The sequence below is a fragment of the Streptomyces coeruleorubidus genome, assembly GCF_028885415.1.
Classification (GTDB): Bacteria; Actinomycetota; Actinomycetes; order Streptomycetales; family Streptomycetaceae; genus Streptomyces; species Streptomyces coeruleorubidus_A.
Genome location: NZ_CP118527.1, coordinates 4811410 through 4829909, shown reverse-complemented (window position 1 = coordinate 4829909; position 18500 = coordinate 4811410). Strand labels below are relative to the sequence as shown.

General features: G+C 71.5%; 15 protein-coding genes. 3 read left to right on the top strand and 12 right to left on the bottom strand.

All coding sequences use genetic code 11. The annotated features are described in order from the left end of the window. Window positions 1–349: 349 nt before the first annotated feature. The 7 genes from pheA to PV963_RS22455 all read right to left on the bottom strand — a co-directional run bounded on the left by pheA (window position 350) and on the right by PV963_RS22455 (window position 7571). Window positions 350–1282, bottom strand: a complete 933-nt coding sequence (gene pheA, locus PV963_RS22485) for a prephenate dehydratase (RefSeq protein WP_274817550.1) — start codon at window positions 1280–1282, stop codon at window positions 350–352. A 61-nt stretch (window positions 1283–1343) separates the two neighbouring features. Next, a complete protein-coding gene (efeB, locus tag PV963_RS22480; RefSeq protein ID WP_274817549.1) occupies window positions 1344–2633 on the bottom strand; it encodes an iron uptake transporter deferrochelatase/peroxidase subunit in 1290 nt (429 codons plus the stop codon). 6 nt (window positions 2634–2639) lie between these two features. After that, on the bottom strand, window positions 2640–4619 hold the full coding sequence (locus tag PV963_RS22475; protein WP_274817548.1) for a copper resistance CopC/CopD family protein: 1980 nt from the start codon (window positions 4617–4619) through the stop codon (window positions 2640–2642). A gap of 13 nt (window positions 4620–4632) precedes the next feature. Continuing rightward, a complete protein-coding gene (locus PV963_RS22470; protein WP_274817547.1) occupies window positions 4633–5130 on the bottom strand; it encodes a copper chaperone PCu(A)C in 498 nt (165 codons plus the stop codon). Next, window positions 5127–5780 (bottom strand): SCO family protein, encoded by a 654-nt coding sequence (locus PV963_RS22465; RefSeq protein ID WP_274817546.1) that lies wholly within the window; start codon window positions 5778–5780, stop codon window positions 5127–5129. The genes PV963_RS22470 and PV963_RS22465 overlap by 4 nt, the downstream gene beginning before the upstream one ends. 95 nt (window positions 5781–5875) lie before the next feature. Further along, a complete protein-coding gene (locus PV963_RS22460; protein ID WP_274817544.1) occupies window positions 5876–6616 on the bottom strand; it encodes a YcnI family protein in 741 nt (246 codons plus the stop codon). A gap of 139 nt (window positions 6617–6755) precedes the next feature. After that, a complete protein-coding gene (locus tag PV963_RS22455; protein ID WP_274817543.1) occupies window positions 6756–7571 on the bottom strand; it encodes a hypothetical protein in 816 nt (271 codons plus the stop codon). A gap of 223 nt (window positions 7572–7794) precedes the next feature. Between PV963_RS22455 and PV963_RS22450 the strand changes: the two genes are divergently transcribed. Continuing rightward, entirely contained in the window at window positions 7795–8265 is a 471-nt protein-coding gene (locus tag PV963_RS22450) for an ATP-binding protein (protein WP_274817542.1), read from the top strand. A gap of 87 nt (window positions 8266–8352) precedes the next feature. Here the strand turns inward: PV963_RS22450 and PV963_RS22445 are convergent, their stop codons facing one another. From PV963_RS22445 to PV963_RS22435, 3 genes are all read right to left on the bottom strand, one after another. After that, entirely contained in the window at window positions 8353–11346 is a 2994-nt protein-coding gene (locus PV963_RS22445) for a glycine--tRNA ligase (protein ID WP_274817541.1), read from the bottom strand. 145 nt (window positions 11347–11491) lie between these two features. Next, a complete protein-coding gene (locus tag PV963_RS22440) occupies window positions 11492–12958 on the bottom strand; it encodes an aminopeptidase P family protein (RefSeq protein WP_274817540.1) in 1467 nt (488 codons plus the stop codon). Window positions 12959–13034: 76 nt separating this feature from the next. Continuing rightward, complete coding sequence (locus PV963_RS22435; protein ID WP_274817539.1) at window positions 13035–14552, bottom strand: PP2C family protein-serine/threonine phosphatase; 1518 nt, start codon at window positions 14550–14552, stop codon at window positions 13035–13037. 503 nt (window positions 14553–15055) lie between these two features. Between PV963_RS22435 and PV963_RS22430 the strand changes: the two genes are divergently transcribed. Both PV963_RS22430 and PV963_RS22425 read left to right on the top strand, forming a co-directional pair. After that, window positions 15056–15721 (top strand): bifunctional DNA primase/polymerase, encoded by a 666-nt coding sequence (locus PV963_RS22430; protein ID WP_274817538.1) that lies wholly within the window; start codon window positions 15056–15058, stop codon window positions 15719–15721. Between the two features lie 55 nt (window positions 15722–15776). Continuing rightward, window positions 15777–16463, top strand: coding sequence for a hypothetical protein (locus PV963_RS22425; RefSeq protein WP_274817537.1), 687 nt, complete (start codon window positions 15777–15779; stop codon window positions 16461–16463). A 244-nt stretch (window positions 16464–16707) separates the two neighbouring features. On the opposite strand, the gene PV963_RS22420 is transcribed toward PV963_RS22425, so the two are convergent. Both PV963_RS22420 and PV963_RS22415 read right to left on the bottom strand, forming a co-directional pair. Beyond that, a complete protein-coding gene (locus PV963_RS22420; protein WP_274817536.1) occupies window positions 16708–17673 on the bottom strand; it encodes a DUF5926 family protein in 966 nt (321 codons plus the stop codon). A 159-nt stretch (window positions 17674–17832) separates the two neighbouring features. Then, window positions 17833–18471 carry an ATP-binding protein gene (locus PV963_RS22415; RefSeq protein ID WP_274817535.1) on the bottom strand — a complete coding sequence of 213 codons (639 nt, stop codon included), beginning with the start codon at window positions 18469–18471 and terminating at the stop codon, window positions 17833–17835. Between the last annotated feature and the right edge of the window lie 29 nt (window positions 18472–18500).

Below are 18500 nucleotides of genomic sequence, written 5' to 3'. Positions count from 1 at the left end.
GATCCACACCCGCCGAAGAGTTATCCACAGGCTGTGTGGAAGATCTGTGGACTTCGGAATTGATCACTCCGGAAGGCCTGTCCGCACCGAAGAATTCCCGATGCAAACCTGCCCTACCCTCACTTTCGAGTGGAAATGGGTCACCCCGAAGAGTTACGCAAGGGAAAACGGTGGACGAAGGGTGACCTGCCCGTCGATGGACACATCAGGGGCCTGTAGGGCGATTTGTCGACTGCTTCATGCTTCGTTGTCGACTTGTCCCCAGGTCGAGAAGCGGACCTGTGGATAACTTCTGTGGATAACGACAATCAGCAGGTACGACCGGCCTGAAGCCCGCCCTGAACCGGTCCTAGAACCGGCCGTCCTGGCACCGCGCCACCCAGTCCGCCGCCGCCACGAACTCGTCGTCCGACGTACCCAGCCGCGGCGGCTGGACATCCCCCGGCTTCATGTCCGCGCGCGGGTAGGAGCCGAGGTAGCGCACCTGGAGGCAGATCCGCTTCAGGCCCATCAGGGCCTCGGCCACCCGGCGGTCGGAGATGTGGCCCTCGGCGTCGACGCAGAAGCAGTAGTTGCCGATGCCCGCGCCGGTGGGCCGGGACTGGAGCAGCATCAGGTTGATGCCGCGGGTGGCGAACTCGCCCAGCAGGTCGCGCAGGCCGCCGGGGTGGTCGTCGCGCTGCCACAGCACCACGGAGGTCTTGTCCGCGCCGGTCGGCGCCGCGGGACGCGCGGGCCGGCCGACCAGCACGAACCGCGTCTGGGCGTTCTCCGCGTCGTGGATCTCGGTCTCCAGGGCTTCGAGGCCGTAGCGGGCGGCCGCGAACTCGCCTGCGAAGGCGGCGTCGTACTGGCCCTCCTGGACCAGCCGGGCGGCGTCCGCGTTCGAGGCGGCCGACTCCCAGTGGGCGTCCGGGAGGTTCTTCTTCAGCCAGTTGCGCACCTGCGGCTGGGCGGCCGGGTGGGCGGAGACCGTCTTGATGTCGGACAGCTTGGTGCCCGGGCGGACCAGCAGCGCGAAGGTGATCGACAGCAGCACCTCGCGGTAGATCATCAGCGGCGCGCCGGCGACCAGCTCGTCGAGGGTGGTGGTGATGCCGCCCTCGACCGAGTTCTCGATCGGCACGAACGCGGCCTCGGCCTCGCCGGCTCGTACCGCGTCGAGCGCGGACTGGACGGACACGTACGGGATGAGCTCCCGGGTGGCGGCCTCGGGAAGCGTGCGCAGGGCGACTTCGGTGAAGGTGCCCTCGGGGCCGAGATACGCATAGCTCGCTGGCATGACCTCACCCTAATGGGCTCGCGGAAGCGCTATCCCCCACAACCCGCACAGAGCTCAACTGTCACCCCTCCAGCAACTTCTGTCCCACGTACTCGCCCTCGGCGGCCCCACCGGGCACCGCGAACAGCCCGCTCGACTCGTGCCGGATGAACTGCGACAGGGCGTCCCCGCGGTCGAGCTTGCGCTGCACCGGCACGAAGCCGCGCAGCGGATCGGCCTGCCAGCAGATGAAGAGCAGGCCCGCGTCGGGGACGCCGTCCGGGTCGATGCCGTCGTGGAAGGAGAACGGGCGGCGGAGCATCGCCGCGCCGCCGTTCTGGTCGGGCCGCGTGATCCGGGCGTGGGCGTTGATCGGGACGACGAGGTTGCCCTTGGCGTCCGTCTTCTCCAGGTCCATCGGGGTGGTCTCGGTGCCGCCGGACAGCGCCGCGCCGTCGGACTTGCGGCGGCCGATCACGTCCTCCTGCGCCTTGCCGGAGAGCTTCTCCCAGTCGTCGAGCAGCATGCGGATCCGGCGTACGACGGCGTAGGAGCCGTTCGCCATCCAGGCCGGTTCGCTCTGCTCGGGTACGAAGATGCGCTGGTCGAAGTCGGCCTCGCTCGGCTTCGGATTGCGGGTGCCGTCGATCTGGCCCATCAGGTTGCGGGCCGTCATGGGGTGGGCGGTGGCGCCCGGTGAGCGGTTGAAGCCGTTCATCTGCCAGCGGATCCGGACGGCCGAGCCCGCTTCCTTCTGGATCGCGCGCAGGGCGTGGAAGGCCACGAGGGCGTCGTTGGCGCCGATCTGCACCCACAGGTCGCCGTTGCTGCGGTTCTTGTCGATGTGGTCGGAGGAGAACTCGGGCAGCGGGTCGAGGGCGGTCGGGCGCTGCTTCTCCAGGCCGGTCTTGCCGAAGAAGCTGTGGCCGAAGCCGAAGGTGATCGTCAGCGACGAGGGGCCGGCGTCGCGTGCCACGTCGGTGTCGTCGTGGACGCTCGGCTCGCCCGCCATCAGCCGCCGGGCCGTCTCCGACCAGCGGCGCAGCAGGGCGGCGGCTTCCTTGCGGCCGGCTCCCGCCGCCAGGTCGAAGGCGACGAGGTGGCCGCGGGCCTGGAGGCCGTCGGTGATACCGGGCTGATGTTTCCCGTGAAACATCGCCCGGTCGGTGCCGAGCGAGGTGAGCGGAGCGGCGGCCTCGGTGGGGGCGGCGGCGTGTCCGACGGCCGCGCCCGCCGTGCCGAGCACGAGCCCGGTGGCGCCGGCGGTGCCGAGCAGGCGTCGCCGTGAGATGCCCTCGCCGGCCGGGGCCGCTTCGGTCTCCGCCGGAGCGGTGCCGGGGGTACGGGCTTCCGGAATGGACTGGTCAGCCATGGTGGTTCAGCCGATCTGCGCGTTCTTGGAGACGGTCACCTCGTCGATGTCGGAGGTCCGCACGGTCACGTCGACCTTCCAGTCGCCGGCCATGGGGATCTGCACTCCGTTCGCCGACCAGTGTCCGGTTGCGATGTGGTCGGGGACGACGGGCAGCGGCCCGATGTCCTTGGCTTTCAGGGTGAAGTCGACCTTGACTTCGGGGATGTCGAAGGCCTGGCCGTCGGGCCGCTCCACGTAGACGTGCATCTCGTTGTCGCCCACGCGTGCGGGGTCGAGGTCGACGGTGACGATGCCCTTGCCGTTCTCGCCGCCGGTGTCGAAGGGCATGTTCAGGGTCAGTGCCCCGGACGCGCCCGTGTCGGGCGAGGTGGACGAGGAGGACGACGTGGCGGCCTTGGCGTCCTGTTCCGTGCGTCCCGGCTCGGTCTGCGTGAGGACGGTGGTGACGGCGAGCAGGACGACCGCGATGCCGGCCTCGGCCAGCACGGAGCGGCGCAGGCCGAAACGGTTCGGGTCGGCGTCCCGCAGCCGCTTCTGCGTGGCGGCGTCCCGGGCGGCCCGCTGCCGGGCGAGCTGCGCGGCCCGCTCGGTGTCGGCGGGTCCGGAATCGGGCTGCTCCCCAGCGGCGTCGGTGTCGGCCTTGGTGCCCGTGTCAGTCCGGTCATCGCCGGTCACCTCGGGCTCCGCGTCACCGGAGGCCTCAGCTCCTGCTCCGACCCGCGCCTTCTCCCGCTCCGCCGCTGTCGGCACCGTCTGAGCCAGCCGCCCCGTCCACCGGCGTGAGATCCACGCGACGCCGACCAGGACGGCCACGAGGGCGATCTTGGCGAGGAGCAGCTGTCCGTAGCGGGTGTCGGTGAAGGCCGACCAGGAGCCGAGCTGGCGCCAGGACTGGTACGTCCCGGTTGCGATCAGTGCGAGGACGCTGCCGAAGGCGAGCCGGGAGAAGCGGTGTACGGCCGACGCGTCGACGGGCGCGTCGGCGGGTGCCCGGTACAGGGCGACCAGCAGCGCGCCCAGCCCGCCGAGCCACCCGGCGACGGCGAGCAGATGGACGACGTCGACCGGCATGGCGATGCCCGCCTGGAGTCCGACCGAGGCGTGCTCGGACATCGCCCAGCTCGCGGCGAGCCCGGCCGCCACGACGACGCCGCCGATGGCGAGACCGAAGGTCAGGTCCCGCTTCTCCTGGGGGTCCTCCCGTTTGTCGTAGGCCCCGAACAGCACGGCGATGAACAGCGCCGCCGCGGCGAGCAGCAGCAGCCGGGACACCAGTGCCGCGCCGGTCTTGGTCTGGAGCACCTGCCCGAGCAGGGACAGGTCGAAGATGTCGGCGACCTTCCCGGAGCCGGTGAAGGAGCCGCGCAGGAGCAGCAGGGCGAGGGTCGCGGCGGTGAGCGCGAGCCACCCGGAGACGACGAACCGCTGCACGGGCCGCACTCCGCAGCCGCGTGGCCAGCAGGCGAGTACGAAGGCGGCGCCGCCGGCCAACACGATGAACCCGGCGTAGGACACGTACCGCCCGAAGCCGTACAGCCAGCCGACCACGCCGTCGTCGGCCGCCTGCCCGGAGACCGTCACGGACGTCTTGGACGGGGCGCCGACGGAGAAGGTGTAGGCGCCGGCGACGGGGTGGCTGTCCGCGGACACCACCTGGTAGGCGACCGTGTAGGTGCCGTCGGGCAGGCCGGAATGGAGCCGCACGGCGTACGTCGTGCCGCTGACGTTGGACGGCTCGCCCGAGTCGACGCGCTTGCCCTCGGGGTCGAGCACGCGCAGCGAGTCGCCGGACATCGCGACCTGCTCGGAGAAGGTGAGCGAGATCCGGGCCGGTGCCTTGTCGACCACCGCCCCCTGCGCGGGGTCGCTGCCGGTCACCGCGGCGTGCGCGGAGGCCGGTCCGGCGCCGGCGAGGAGTGCGCAGGCCGCGGCCAGGAGCAGCAGCACCACGGTCCGGACGCGGGGGGCGATGGTCTGCGTCACAGGAGTGCCTCCCTCAGTGTCCGGTCTTGGGGCGGTAGGTCGCCGACTTCACCGGGATCTCGACCTTGACGGGGCCGGAGTGGGCGAAGTGGAGCTCGACGGAGACCGTCTGACCTTCCTTCGGCTTGCGCTTCAGCTGCTCGAACATCAGGTGGTTGCCGCCGCTCTTCAGCACGAGTTCGCCGTGGGCGGGGACCTTCAGGCCCTTGACCTCCTGCATGGCTGAGCCGACGGTCTCGTGCACGGTGACCTGGCCGGCGACGTCGCTGGTGACCGAGGTCAGCTCGTCGGCGGCACCGCCCTTGTTGGTGACGGTGAAGAAGCCGGCCGCCATCTCGTCGGAGACGGGCTGCGGCATGTACGCGGAGCCCACGGAGAGTTCCGCCTTGCCGCTCCCGGAACCGGAGTTCGCGGAACCGGAGTCCCCGGATCGCGAGTCCGAGCCGCCGCAGCCCGCCAGGGCCAGTGCCCCGGCTATGACGAGGGCCACCGGGCCGAGTCGCCGCCTCACGGGTTCTCCCCCTTGGCGATCTTGGGGAGGTCCTTGGTGTAGTCGTCGACGGTGGCGTCCTCGCCGTAGAGCACATAGCCGCCGTCGGTCTTCGGCGAGAAGGCGATGACCTGGGTGCCGTGCTCGGAGATGATCTTGCCGTTCTTGTCCTTGTGCGGCGGATCGATGGAGATGCCGAGGGTGCGGGCGCCGGCCTGGATGGTCGGGAAGTCGCCGGTGAGGCCGATGAACTTCGGGTCGATGCCCTTGAGCCACTTGCCGAGCTCGGCGGGCTTGTCGCGGCCCGGGTCGGTGGTGACGAAGACGACGCGCAGTTCGTCCTGCTCGGCCTTGGGCAGCTGCTTCTTGGCCACGGCGATGTTGCTCATCGTCGACGGGCACACGTCGGGGCAGTGGGTGTAGCCGAAGTAGATCAGCGTGGGTTTGCCCTCGGTCTCCTTGCGGAGGTCGTACTTCTTGCCCTGGGTGTCGGTGAGGACCAGGTCCGGCTTCTCGAACGGCTTGTCGAGGACGGTGGCGGCCTTGTCGGTACCGGCCTGTTCCGACACCACGGCGACGGGCTTGTCGCTGTCGTTGCCGCTGCCGCAGGCGGTCAGGGTCAGGGAGGCCGCGGCGAGCAGAGCGGCCGCGGCGAAGGTCTTGGTGCGCATAGAGAAATGTCCCAGATGTCGGTGATCCGGCGCGCACCGGGGGTGCCCCCGTCCAGGGGCGGGAACCCGGCGCGCGCCGTGCAACGGAAGCGGCGTCAGGCGTTGGTGCGCCGACGCCCGGCCAGCACGCCGTAGGCGACGCCCGCCGCGCCGACCGCGATGCCGACGATGGCCAGGACGCGGGCGGTGGTGTCGGTGCTGTCGGAGGAGGCGGTGTCGGCGGCGCTGTCGGCGGAGGTCTTCTCGGCCGACTTGGCGTCGGAGGCATCTTCGCCCGAGGATGCGTGGTGCCCGTCCTCGGAGGCGGCGGACAGCTCCAGCACCGGGGCCGGGTTGTCGGGCTCCTCCTGGCCCGCCTGCGGCACCTCGATCCAGCGGACGACCTCCTTGTTGGAGTACGTCTGGAGGGCCTTGAAGACCAGTTGGTCGGTGTCCTCGGGCAGTTGACCGATCGAGACGGGGAACTTCTCGAAGTAGCCGGGCTCGATGCCCTTGCCGTCGGCGGTCCAGGTGACCTTGGTGATGGCCTCGGAGATCTTCTCGCCGTGCATCTCCAGCGGCTTGTCCAGCTTGGACTTGGTGACTTCGATCTTCCAGCCGGGCATCGGCTCCGGCATCACCGAGGCCAGTGGGTGGTCGGTGGGGAAGGTGACCTCGAGCTTGGTGGTCGAGGCGTCGTCCCGCTCGTTGGGGACCTTGAAGTCGACGACCGCGTAGCCGCCCTTGGCGGCGTCGCCCTCGGGCTGCACGGTGACGTGCGCGAAGGCGGGGACGGACAGGGCGAGAACGGTGACACCGGCGGCGGCACCGGCCGCGGCGATACGGGAAGCCTTCATGGAAGGAGCACTCCGCTGTGAGTCGGGTCGGATGTGGAAGAGGGATACGCGCACGCGCGCGTGCCGCACGACGGCGGCCCTCCTCCAAGTCGTCCGAATCATCCGGATCGTACGAAAGGCGGAGTGTGGTCGCGTCGCGTCAGGCGGCGAGGGCGAGTGCGGATGCGCGAGCCGTGGCGACCGGCGGGCCGCGCCGGATCACCGTGTGCTGAAGTGCGGTCGTGCGCGGCATCGCAGGCGCGGGTCGCACGGCGTGCACGGGGCGCGGACATGCCTCCGGCGCAGCCGGCAGCCCGGCGCGCAGGGCGCGCACCAGCGCGAGCGCGGCCCGCAGGGAGCGCACGAGCGCCCCTTCCGTGACACCCTGCGCCGACAGTTCGGTGAGCCGCAGCAGAGCCAGGTCGCCGTGGCGCAGCAGCCAGCCGGCGGCGATCGCCGCGAGGACGTGGCCCAGCAGCATCGGCAGCGACGGCCACAGCGAGGCCGACTCCCCGGCGTCCGCCGGCAGGTGCGTGTGCGCGCCCGTGGGCGGCTGGATCCGGGCGTCGGTGAGGATCTTGTGGGCCTGCGCCGGGCTGATCGCCGCCGCCGTCGTGCCGCACACGAGCCGCGCGGCCTGCTGGACCAGCGCGGCGTCGCTCGCACCCGCCGGCACCGACGAGGTGGCGGCGGCCGTACCGTGCTGACCGAGTCCGAACAGCGTGTGCAACACCGTCTGACCGGCCGCGAGCAGCGCCGCGATCCCCGGCAGCGAGCGCACGCGCCCGGCGAACGGTGCCGCCACCGCGGCCACTCCGAGGAACCCGGCGCCCAGCGTCCACAGCGGAATGCCGTCGCAGGAGGCGAGTGCGTGACCTGCCCCGGCCAGCACGACACAGACCGCGGCGAACACCGCGGCCCGCAGGATCCGGAGCGTGAGTCCGGAGCGCGTCGCGCACGCGTGGGGGGCAGTCATGGCGGGCTCATCATCGCACTGGCCCCGCGGACCTCGTGCGGCAGGTCCGCAAGATGCCGTACGACCGGAACATCACTTTCTGGCCCCGCCTGCCCTCCACATACACCGATCAGCGCTAGGGCGCATCCGCCGTATGGGCGGCATCACGTCAACTTCACGCTTACATGCGGAGACTCAGGGCAATACGTAACGGTATGTCGAGCCGCGGCCAGGAGGCTGGAGCATGAGCATCTGGTGGTCACTCCATCTGCGGCGCGAAGCTGCGAGCGTGCCGCTCGCCAGGCGCCTTCTGATCGGCACGATGGAGACCGCGGGCGTCGATCCCGATATCTCCTACGACCTTTCCGTCGCCCTCAGCGAGGCCTGCGCGAACGCCGTGGAGCACGGCGGGGACACGGCGCGCGGCGGCCCCGGTTCGGAGGCGTACCGGGTCACGGCGTACCTCGACGGCGAGAAGTGCCGGATCGAGGTCGCCGACGCGGGCCCGGGGTTCCCCGCGGCCTCCGTCGGCCGGTCCCGGCCGCCGACCCGGCCCGCGCACACCGAGGCGGAGAACGGCAGAGGGCTGTGCCTCATCGAGGAGCTCGCCGACCATGTCCACATCGGCAACAAGCCGGGCCGGGGCGGGGCTGTGGTGAGCTTCGACAAGGTCCTCAAGTGGCGCGAGGACGCAGCGCCGTTGATGGCGGTCTGACCTCTGCCGACGCCTGGTCGGTTCGGAGGCGCGGTGTTTCACGTGAAACATCCGCCCTCCGAAACGTCCACCCTGGACGTCCGCCCCTTACAGCGCGCCCCAGTCCAGCGTCGTACGCGCCAACCCCGCCACCTGAGTGAGCAGCGCCAGCCGGGCCGCGCGCACCGCCGGGTCGGGGTCCATCACCAGCACCTCGTCGAAGAAGGCGCTGATCGCCTCGACCAGTGGGGCGGAGACCTCGATCAGAGCGCCGAGGTCGTCCTCGCGGCCGTGCAGCGCCTGGCGCACGGCATCGGCGCTCTCGGCGAGACGCAGCTCGGCGGGCGCGGTCAGCAATGACAGATCCGCCGCCTCGACGCCGCCCTCGGGCAGGATGCGCACCACCCGCTGGAACGCTGCAGCGAGGGCCTCGAACGCCTCCGTGTCGATGTGCCGCTCCAGCGTGGCCAGGGTGCGGTCGCCGTGGGAGGGCCGGTCGGCCCACACCAGGACGGCCTGGACGAGCCGATGCTCGTGCCCGGCGTCCGTGAGCTGCTGCTCATAGCGCCGGGTGATCAGCTCGGCGGCCTCGGCGACCCGCTCGGCGGGCACCTCGACGCCCTGCGCCGCGTAGCGTACGGCCGCCGCGCGCAACCCTTCGCTCACCCGCACCCCGGCCACGGCAGGCAGACTCCGCAGCACGTTGAGCAGCCCGATGGCGGCCCGGCGCACCCCGTACGGATCGGAGCTCCCGGTCGGCGCGGCGCCGATCACGAACATGCCCGTCACCAGGTCGAACCGGTCGGCGAGCGACAGCACGGCACCCGCGTCCCCAGTAGGCAGGGCGCCGCCGGCGGAGCGCGGCAGCTCCATCTCGGCCAGGGCCCGGGCGACCTCGGCGGACTCGCCGGCCCGGCGGGCGTACTCCTCGGCCATCACCCCGGCCAGTCCGGAGAACTCGATCACCATCTGCGACGCCAGGTCGAACTTGGCCAGCGCACCGGCGCGCCGCACGACCTCCACCGCCTCCTCCGGAAGCCCGGCCCGCCCGGCCAGGTCCAGGGCGAGGGAGGCGAGCCGGTCGGCGCGGTCGGCGACCGTACCGAGCCGGTCCTCGAACGTCAGCTTGTCCAGCCGGCGTCGGAACTCCGCCGGCGGCACCTTCAGATCCGCCCGCCAGAAGAACGCGGCGTCCTCATAACGCGCCCGCAGCACCGCCTCGTTGCCCGCCCGCACCACGTCGTCGTCGCACAGGGCGTTGGCGAAGGTGACGAAGTGCGGCATCAGCCGCTCGCCGTCAAGCACCGGCAGATAGCGCTGGTGCTTGCGCATCACGGTGGTCAGGACGCTCGCGGGCAGTTCCAGATAGCGCTCGTCGAACGAGCCCCGCACGGCGTACGGGAACTCCAGGATGTCGGTGATCTCGTCGATCAGATCGGCCTGGCCCGCCACGTCGATCCGCCCGCCCACCTCGGCCGCCGCCTCCAGGGCACCGCGGACCACCGCGCCGCGCCGGGCGTCCCGGTCGAGCAGGATGCCGTGCATGTGCAGGAAGTGCGGGTAGCCCTCGGCCGAGGTCACGCGGACGATCGGGTAGGGCGCCTGGCGCTGCACCCGCGTCGTGTCACCCGCGGCGAGCGAGGAGACCACCACGGGCAGGGGAGTACGGCCCAGCAGCGCGAGCAGCCAGCGCACGGGCCGTGAGAACGACAGACCCGGATCGCTCCAGCGCATGTTGCGGCCGGCACGCAGCCCCGACACGACCTCGGCCAGCAGATCGCTGAGCACCTCGACGGCCGGACGCCCCTCCTCGTGCCGGGTGACGGCCACGTACTCGACACCCTTGACGTCGACGATCCGCACGTCGGTCGGCTCGGCCCCCTGACTGCGCGCGAAGCCCAGCAGGGCGGGCGTCGGAGCGCCGTCCTTGAAGGCGGCGGTGACCTTCGGGCCGCGCACGGTGCGCATGGTGTCCCGCTCGCGCGGCTGCACGCCGTCGACCGTGATCACGATCCGGCGCGGCGTGGCCATCACGGTGATCGCCCCGTGCCGCAGGCGGGTCGCGGCCAGCTTGGCGGTCACCGACTCGCGCACCGCCTCGGTGGTGGCGGGGACGTCGGCGTACGGCAGTTCCTCTACACCGATCTCGAACAGCAGCGTCTCGACGCCGGACACCTTGGGCAGCGCGGCCCGCCGGGCCGGGGCCGGCGCGGCCGCCACCCCGAGCGGATGCTCCAGCGCGGCCCGCCGCCGCTCCCACAGCTTGGCCGACTCGTGCGTCAGGCCGCGCATCAGTGCGAACGCCTTGGCCCGCTCGGTGGTGCTGATCGCGCCGCGCGCGTCGAGCACGTTGAAGGTGTGGCTGCACTTGAGCACGTACGTGTACGCCGGGACCGGCAGCTCCAGGTCGAGCAGGCGCCGGGCCTCGGCCGCGTACGCCTCGAAGAGCCGGTGGTTGGTGTCGAGGTCGGCGTCGTCGAGGTAGTAGCGGCTCATCTCGTACTCGTTCTGCCCGAACACCTCCCCGTACGTGATGCCCGGCGCGTAGACGATGTCCTTGAAGTGGGACGCGCCCTGAAGGTTCATCAGGATGCGTTCGAGGCCGTACGTGATCTCCACCGACACCGGGTCCAGGGCGACACCGCCGACCTGCTGGAAGTAGGTGAACTGGGTGATCTCCATGCCGTCCAGCCAGACCTCCCAGCCCAGCCCCCAGGCGCCGAGCGCGGGCGAGGCCCAGTTGTCCTCGACGAACCGCACGTCGTGCGCGCCCAGGTCGACACCGAGCGCCTTCAGGCTGCCCAGGTACAGCTCCTGCGGATTGCCCGGGTCGGGCTTGAGGATGACCTGGAACTGGGTGTGGGTCTGGAGCCGGTTGGGGTTCTCGCCGTAGCGCGAGTCGTCCGGCCGCACGCTCGGCTCCACGTAGGCGACGCTCCACGGCTCGGGGCCGAGCACCCGCAGCGCCGTGGCGGGGTTGGCCGTGCCCGCTCCGACCTCGGTGTTCAACGGCTGCGTGATCATGCAGCCGTTGTCGCTCCAGTACTTCTGCAGGGTGAGGACGGCGTCCTGCATGGTCAGCGCCGTCTGGACGTTCTTCATGGTGATCGCGCCTGTTCCCCGAGTCGGACCGGCAAGGTCGGCCATGATCTCACACGCCAACTACCGTTGACCTGCGGTTTTTTGGCCGCTGGCCGGATGGCGTCGCCTCACGGGGAACCGCGCGACCAGCCCCCACACCCGGAACTCAGCCCTTGACGGAGGCCATCCACGCCTCGACCTCGTCCGCCCGACGAGGCAACGCCCCACTCAGATTCCGGTTGCCGTCCTCCGTCACGAGGATGTCGTCCTCGATCCGCACACCGATACCCCGGTACTCCTCCGGCACCGTCAGATCATCGGCCTGGAAGTACAGCCCCGGCTCGACGGTCAGGCACATCCCCGGCTCCAGCACACCGTCGACATACGTCTCGGTCCGCGCGGCAGCGCAGTCGTGCACGTCCATCCCGAGCATGTGCCCGGTCCCGTGCAACGTCCACCGCCGCTGTAGCCCCAGCTCCAGCACCCGCTCCACCGGCCCCTCGACCAGCCCCCACTCGACGAGCTTCTCGGCCAGCACCCGCTGCGCCGCGTCGTGGAAGTCCCGGTACTTCGCCCCCGGCTGCACCGCCGCGATCCCGGCCTCCTGGGCCTCGTACACGGCGTCGTAGATCTTCCGCTGGATCTCGCTGAACCGGCCGTTGACCGGCAGCGTGCGCGTGACGTCGGCGGTGTAGTACGTGTGCGTCTCCACACCCGCGTCGAGCAGCAGCAGATCGCCCGACCGCACGGGACCGTCGTTGCGCACCCAGTGCAGCGTGCAGGCGTGCGGCCCGGCCGCGGCGATCGTGCCGTAGCCGACGTCGTTGCCCTCCACCCGCGCGCGGAGGAAGAACGTGCCCTCGATGTACCGCTCGGAGGTCGCCTCGGCCTTGTCGAGGACCTTCACCACGTCCTCGAAGCCGCGCACGGTGGAGTCGACGGCCTTCTGGAGCTCGCCGATCTCGAACTCGTCCTTGACCAGCCGCGCCTCGGAGAGGAAGACCCGCAGCTCCTCGTCGCGCTCGGCGGTGACCTTGTCGGTCAGCGCGGCCTCGATGCCGGCGTCGTAGCCGCGCACGACCCGCACCGGACCGGTGGCCTCGCGCAGCGCCTCGGCCAGCTCGCGCACGTCGGAGGCGGGGATGCCGTAGAGCTTCTCCGCCTCGGTGAGGGAGTGCCGGCGGCCGACCCACAGCTCGCCCTGGCCGTCCAGCCAGAACTCGCCGTTCTCCCGGTTCGAACGCGGCAGCAGGTAGATCGTCGCCTCGTGGCCGTCGCCCTTGGGCTCCAGGACCAGGACGCCGTCCTCGGTCTGGTTGCCCGTGAGGTAGGCGTACTCGACGGAGGCGCGGAAGGCGTACTCGGTGTCGTTCGAGCGGGTCTTGAGGTTCCCCGCGGGGATCACCAGCCGCTCGCCCGGGAAGCGCTCGGACAGCGCGGCCCGGCGGGCGGCGGTCTCGGCGGCCTGGGGGATGGGCCGGAGGTCACGCAGCTCGGTGTCCGCCCAGCCGCTCTTCATGTTCTCGGCAAGCTCGTCGGACACGCCGGGGTACAGTCCGTTCTTCCGCTGCTTGATCGGCTCTTCTTCGGCAGTCTCCGGGGTGTCCGAAGGCTCTTCTGCCACGGCGGTCATCCTCCTCGATACGGCGCTGGACCGCCCTCCACTGTACGGCGGCGCGGCAGCGGTCTCAGGGCGATGACGAGGAGCGTTACTCGAACCGCGCCGCCAGCAGGACGACGTCCTCCGCACCGTCGGCCGCGTCCAGCCCGTCCGGCAGCACGCTCCGCAGGACGTGGTCGGCGATGGCGCCGGGGTCGCGCCGCAGTGCCCGGGGTGCTCCGGCCGCCGCCGCGTGCAGCCGGGCGAAGGCGCGGTCGGTGGTCTCACCGGTGCGGTGCAGCAGCCCGTCGGTGTACAGCAGAACCGTCTCTCCGGGCTCGGCGAGGATCTCCACGCTCGGCGCCTCCCAGCAGGCGAGCATGCCCAGCGGGGCGGAGACCGACGTCTCCACGAACTCGGTGCGGCGCTGTCCGAGCAGCAGCGGCGGGCTGTGTCCGGCACCGGCCAGCGTGATCTTGCGGGCGGCCGGTTCGCAGTAGCCGAACAGGGCGGTGGCCGAGCGGGCCGGCTCGGTCAGCCGCAGCAGCAGCTCCAGGTCGGACAGGACGGCGACCGGGTCCTCCCCCTCCATCACGGCGTACGCGCGCAGGGACGCCCGCAGCCGCCCCATCGCGGCGACCGCGCTGGGACCCGCCCCGGTGACGGACCCGACGGCGAGGCCGAGGGCGGCGTCGGGCAGCGGCAGCGCGTCGTACCAGTCGCCGCCGCCGCGCGGTCCGGTGCGGTGCCGGGCGGCGAGCTGGACTCCGGCCACCCGCGGCAGCCGCGCGGGCAGCAGCTCGTCCGACATGATCGCCATGGACGCGCGCGTGCGCTCCAGTTCGAGGAGCCGGGCGAGGTGTTCGGCGGCGTACCGGGCGTACAGGCCGACGAGGTGGCGCTGCCGCTCGTTCGGTTCGGCGGGTTCGTCGTAGAGCCACACGACGGCCCCGAGGCGGCCGGCGGACTCGGTCGTCAGGGGGAGGGCGTAGCTGGCGGCGTAGCCGAGGCGGGCCGCGACCTCGCGGTGGCGGGGGTCGAGCCCCTCCTCGGCGAGCAGGTCGGGCTCGGCGATGCCGTCCTCGCCGCCGGGCAGTCCGTCGAGGATCCGGCCGTAGGACAGGGCGCTGCGGGGCACGGTCTCGATGTGGCCGAGGTCGGCGCGGGCCAGGCCCAGGCCGATGGTGGTGTCCGGGCCGAGGCCGTCGCCGGGTTCCAGGACGACGAGGCCGCGGCGGGCGCCCACCAGGGCGGCGCCGGCCCGCAGCAGTTCCTGGAGCGCCTCGTCGAGCGCGGAGGTGCGGGCAAGGCGTTCGGTCAGTTCGTGGAGGGTGGTGAGGTCGGAGACCCAGCCGGCGAGACGGTCCTGGAGTACCGCGCCCGGTGGGGCCGGGGGGTTCGCCGGGGCGGACGGGGACGTACCACCCGCCGCGACGGGCGCGACAGTGTGTGCGGGCGAGGGAACCGTTGAATCGATTCCAGCCACTTTCGGAGGGTGCGGGGCGTTCATGGCGTCCGGCTTTCCGACCAGCGCGTACTGCTCAAAAGCATCGCAAACCCCCATGTCATTCTGCGCCGCTAGCAGTGTCTCCACATGTACACGCACTCGTGAGGAGATGTCCAGCATTGTCCTGCTGGGATTCCTGGTGTCCGTGAGGTCCGAGGGAACAAGTCCCCTTCTTCTTGCCTAAATGTAAAGTTGGCTTAAAACTGCCGCATGGGACGGCTTATTGCGGTCGACTGGGCTTGCTCGACGGAGCGTCACGACGGTCGCGATGGGTACGTACTCGGTGAAGGCCAGGGGTGGTTGAGAACTACCCGGAACCTGGTGACGGAGCCGGGCGTCTTAGCCACCGACGACCGTGCCCCATCCTCCCGTGGCGGAGGCGGAGAGAAATACGCGCGACGGCAAACGCCATACTTCGCCACCCCTACGCCACGCCCGTGCTTTTGAATAGACGCAGTATGGGCGGGGCGGCCGCGGAGGCAGTCAATGCTCGACCCATAGGGGTTCCCCTTGCGCAAGGCAGGGGTGTGATGCGCCAACAGGTACGCACAGTGAAGTGATCGACACATGATGTGATGTGGACCACGGTGTTGCCGGCGTGCAACGGAAAGGAACGAGCGCTCATGCGCGAGATCCTCGGAAGGCGACGCAGGCTCCTGTCCCAGCGCAGCGACGGGAGGCCTGAGCTGATCGGCGCGGCCCTGAGCTACGCGACCCAATGGCAGTGGCCCGTACTCCCGGGCGTGGCGGCGGACCCCGAGGGGCGCAGCCGCTGCGGCTGTCCGGACCCCGAATGCACGGTTCCCGGCGCGCACCCCTTCGACCCCGGCCTGCTCGCGGCCACCACGGACGGGCGCATGGTGCGCTGGTGGTGGGGCAACCGGCCCACGGCGCCGATCGTCCTGGCCACCGGCGGCAAGGCGCCCTGCGCGGTCTCCCTGCCCGCCCTGCCGGCGGCCCGCGCCCTTGACGCGCTCGACAGGATGGGCATGCGGCTCGGCCCAGTCGTCGCGTCCTCCGCCCGCTGGGCGATCCTCGTGAAGCCGTACTCCATGGAGCAGCTCGGCGAACTGCTCTACGCCAAGGACTTCGTGCCCGGCTCCCTCCGCTTCCACGGCGAGGGCGGCTACCTGGCGCTGCCGCCGTCCGAGACGGGGCAGGGCGAGATCCGCTGGGAGCGGGCGCCGCTGCCCGGCTCGGCCTCACCGTGGGTGCCCGATGTGGAGGCCGTGGTGGACGCCGCAGTCGAGGCCCTCACTCGTACGGGTGTGAGCGCGCCCGAGTTCTAGGGCTGTCGGGCGCGCCGAGCCCGGGTTCCGGCCCGGCGCGTTATGTTCCGGGGCCATGCCGCGTCATTCCCGGGACCGCTCCCGGGACCCCCGAAAGGTCCGACCCCGGAGGTTCCTGCCCCGGAAGTTCCGACTGCTCGCCCTCGCGGGCGTCGCGGCGGCGTGCGCGGTCGCACTGCCGCTGGCGGTGGCGTCCGCGGGGGCTCCCGATTTCTCCGTGGGGTCCCCGGATTCAGGGGATGCGACACATTCCGGGGGCTCGGCGGGCGGTGCCGGTGTACGCGGTGGTTCCGTGTCCGGTTCCGGACGGGACGCCGTACGTTCCTCCCCGCCGTCCGCGGACGGCAAGGCGTCTTCCGCCGCGGCCGGCCTCCCCGCGCTCGGCCCGGGCCTGTCCGCCACCGCGCGCTGCGGCCCCGAACTCTCCTCCCCCGACGGCGTCGAGGCGCAGACCTGTGTCGTGACGCAGGCCTCGGACACCTGGGCGCGGACCTACTACCGCAATGCGACCGGCGAGGCGCTGGACGCCGTACTGAGCCTGATGGGGCCCGGCGCCCGGACCGTGCGGATCACGTGTGCGGTGGGTGCCGAGGACGAGCCGGGGACGTGTGAGACGCCCCGCGAGCCCGCGCGCGGGGATCTGGCGGCGTACACGGCGGTCGCGGAGTTCGCCCGACAGGCCGGCCAGGGGCCGCTGCTGCTGCGCTCCGGGAGCAACTCGCCTACGGGATCGAGCAGTTGACGAGAGCCTGCGTTCCGTGAACCGTCGCGCACAGAGAAAGACCCGGTTGCTGGCGACGGGGGATGCACCAGCAACCGGGCTACAGGAACGGTAACAAGAGATCGGCGGTTCGCAAATTCGGTCTCGCCCTTTCCAGTCACCGACTGGCTTGTCCCGGCCGGGAGTTGTGAAGGGCGTCACCTGTCCGGAGTGCGAGGGTCCGGCCGGCCGGCCGAGCGGCCGGACCGGGCCCTGTGACGATCCGTCAGCTGAGCGTGACCTGCCGGTTGGTGAGGCCGCCACGCGCGCGGCGTTCGTCCGCGGTGAGCGGCGCGTCCGTGGCCAGGGCGGCGGCGAGGCGCTCGGCGAACTCCGCCGCCGGCTTCTCCACGTCCTCGGCCGTGACCCCGCTCGGCAGGTCCCAGACCGGCACGGTGAGCCCGTGAGCACGGAAGGAGCCCACCAGGCGGGTGCCCTCGCCGAGGCTCGACCGGCCTGCCGCGTGCAGCCGCGCGAGAGCGTCCAGAAGCTGCTCCTCGGGGTGGGGCATGACCCACCGCAGATGGTTCTTCTCGGGCGTCTCGCACCAGTACGCGGCGTCCACGCCCTGGAGCTTGACGGTCGGGATGGCCGCGGCGTTGGCCCGCTCCAGGGAGGCGGTCACCTCCGGGGTGGCGTTCTCCGGGTCCGGCACCCAGAACTCGAAGCCGCTGTGCACTTCTGGCTCGAAGGCGCCCTCCGGGTCGAGCAGATCCTGCAGCCGCGGACCGTCGGCCGGGGCGCGGCGGCCCTGCACCGGTGTGCCGGGCTCGGCTTCAAGGGCGCGCTGGAGGATGTCGGCGAGGTCGCGGCTGATGTCGCCCGACGAGGTGTCGTTCTGGAGGCCGAGCATGACCGAGCCGTCGTCGCGGCGCAGGGCGGGCCAGGCCATCGGCAGGACCGTGGCCAAAGTGACCGCCGGGACGCCCTCGGGGAGGCCGTCCTTGAGCGTCAGCCCGGCTGTGGCCGCCGGGACCAGCTCGCGCAGGGCCACCCAGTCGCACTCGCCGGGCAGGCCCTCGAAGGGGCGGTGCACCAGCTCGGTCGCGGCGTGGGCCGCGGCCCGGCCGTGACAGGCCTTGTAGCGGCGGCCGCTGCCGCAGGGGCAGGGCTCGCGGGCGCCGACGACCGGGATCTCTCCGTCCGTGATCTGCGGGCGCTTGGCCTTCGTCTGGGGTCGCTTCTTGGCCATCGATGGGTCTCCCGGTTACGGCTCGTCTCGTACGGTCGCGAGCCTAGCCGTTCGCGCCTCGGGTGACGGGGTCCTGTGGACAACACCGGTCCTGTGGACAACGGCGCGCGGTGCGGCGCCCCGGAAGGGACCCGGAAGGCCGTGTCCGGCCGCGCCGGGTCAGTCCATGTCGTCGAAGGCGTCCGCGAAGTCCAGCCCGGGTATCTGGGACACCGCCGGGGCCGTGACCCGTGTCGCGAAGTCGTCGCGGCGGTGGCCGGCGTCCGGGTCGTACACGTCGGAGTGGACGACGACCCACACGGTGACCTCGCCGCGGATGTCGTCCCGGACACCCCAGTCGTCGGCCAGCGCGGTGATGATGTTCAGCCCGCGGCCGCCGTGCGCCGTCACCGACGGGGTCGCCGGGGCGGGGCGGGTCGGGCCACCGCCGTCCGTGACCTCGACGATGAGCCGGCCGGACGGGTCCACGCGCCACGCGGCACGGACGTCGCCGTCGCCGGAGAGCGCGTCGCCCAAGGGCCTGCCGTGTTTGCACGCATTGCTCAAAAGTTCGGAAAGGATCAGTACGGCGTCGTCGATGACCGATTCCGCTACGCCACCTCTGCGCAACTGCGCGCGCATACGGTGTCTCGCTTCCCCCACGCCCGCAGGGCCATGGGGTACGGCCATGCTCGACGACGTGGGCACCTCCTGTGCCACCACCAACGCCACCCCCGAGACCTCCTTCGCCCCACGCCACGGTGTGGATGCCCCATTGGCCTGTACCGGAAACCGGCCAATCAACGTCCTGTGACGCATTCACCACGATCGAATACGGATCGAACGCG

Coding starts and splice junctions, on each gene's coding strand:
- pheA (WP_274817550.1), bottom strand. CDS start 1,282: ATGCCAGCGAGCTATGCGTATCTCGGCCCCGAGGGCACCTTCACCGAA.
- efeB (WP_274817549.1), bottom strand. CDS start 2,633: ATGGCTGACCAGTCCATTCCGGAAGCCCGTACCCCCGGCACCGCTCCG.
- PV963_RS22465 (WP_274817546.1), bottom strand. CDS start 5,780: ATGCGCACCAAGACCTTCGCCGCGGCCGCTCTGCTCGCCGCGGCCTCC.
- PV963_RS22460 (WP_274817544.1), bottom strand. CDS start 6,616: ATGAAGGCTTCCCGTATCGCCGCGGCCGGTGCCGCCGCCGGTGTCACC.
- PV963_RS22455 (WP_274817543.1), bottom strand. CDS start 7,571: ATGACTGCCCCCCACGCGTGCGCGACGCGCTCCGGACTCACGCTCCGG.
- PV963_RS22450 (WP_274817542.1), top strand. CDS start 7,795: ATGAGCATCTGGTGGTCACTCCATCTGCGGCGCGAAGCTGCGAGCGTG.
- PV963_RS22445 (WP_274817541.1), bottom strand. CDS start 11,346: ATGAAGAACGTCCAGACGGCGCTGACCATGCAGGACGCCGTCCTCACC.
- PV963_RS22440 (WP_274817540.1), bottom strand. CDS start 12,958: ATGACCGCCGTGGCAGAAGAGCCTTCGGACACCCCGGAGACTGCCGAA.
- PV963_RS22435 (WP_274817539.1), bottom strand. CDS start 14,552: ATGCTGGACATCTCCTCACGAGTGCGTGTACATGTGGAGACACTGCTA.
- PV963_RS22430 (WP_274817538.1), top strand. CDS start 15,056: ATGCGCGAGATCCTCGGAAGGCGACGCAGGCTCCTGTCCCAGCGCAGC.
- PV963_RS22425 (WP_274817537.1), top strand. CDS start 15,777: ATGCCGCGTCATTCCCGGGACCGCTCCCGGGACCCCCGAAAGGTCCGA.
- PV963_RS22420 (WP_274817536.1), bottom strand. CDS start 17,673: ATGGCCAAGAAGCGACCCCAGACGAAGGCCAAGCGCCCGCAGATCACG.
- PV963_RS22415 (WP_274817535.1), bottom strand. CDS start 18,471: ATGCGTCACAGGACGTTGATTGGCCGGTTTCCGGTACAGGCCAATGGG.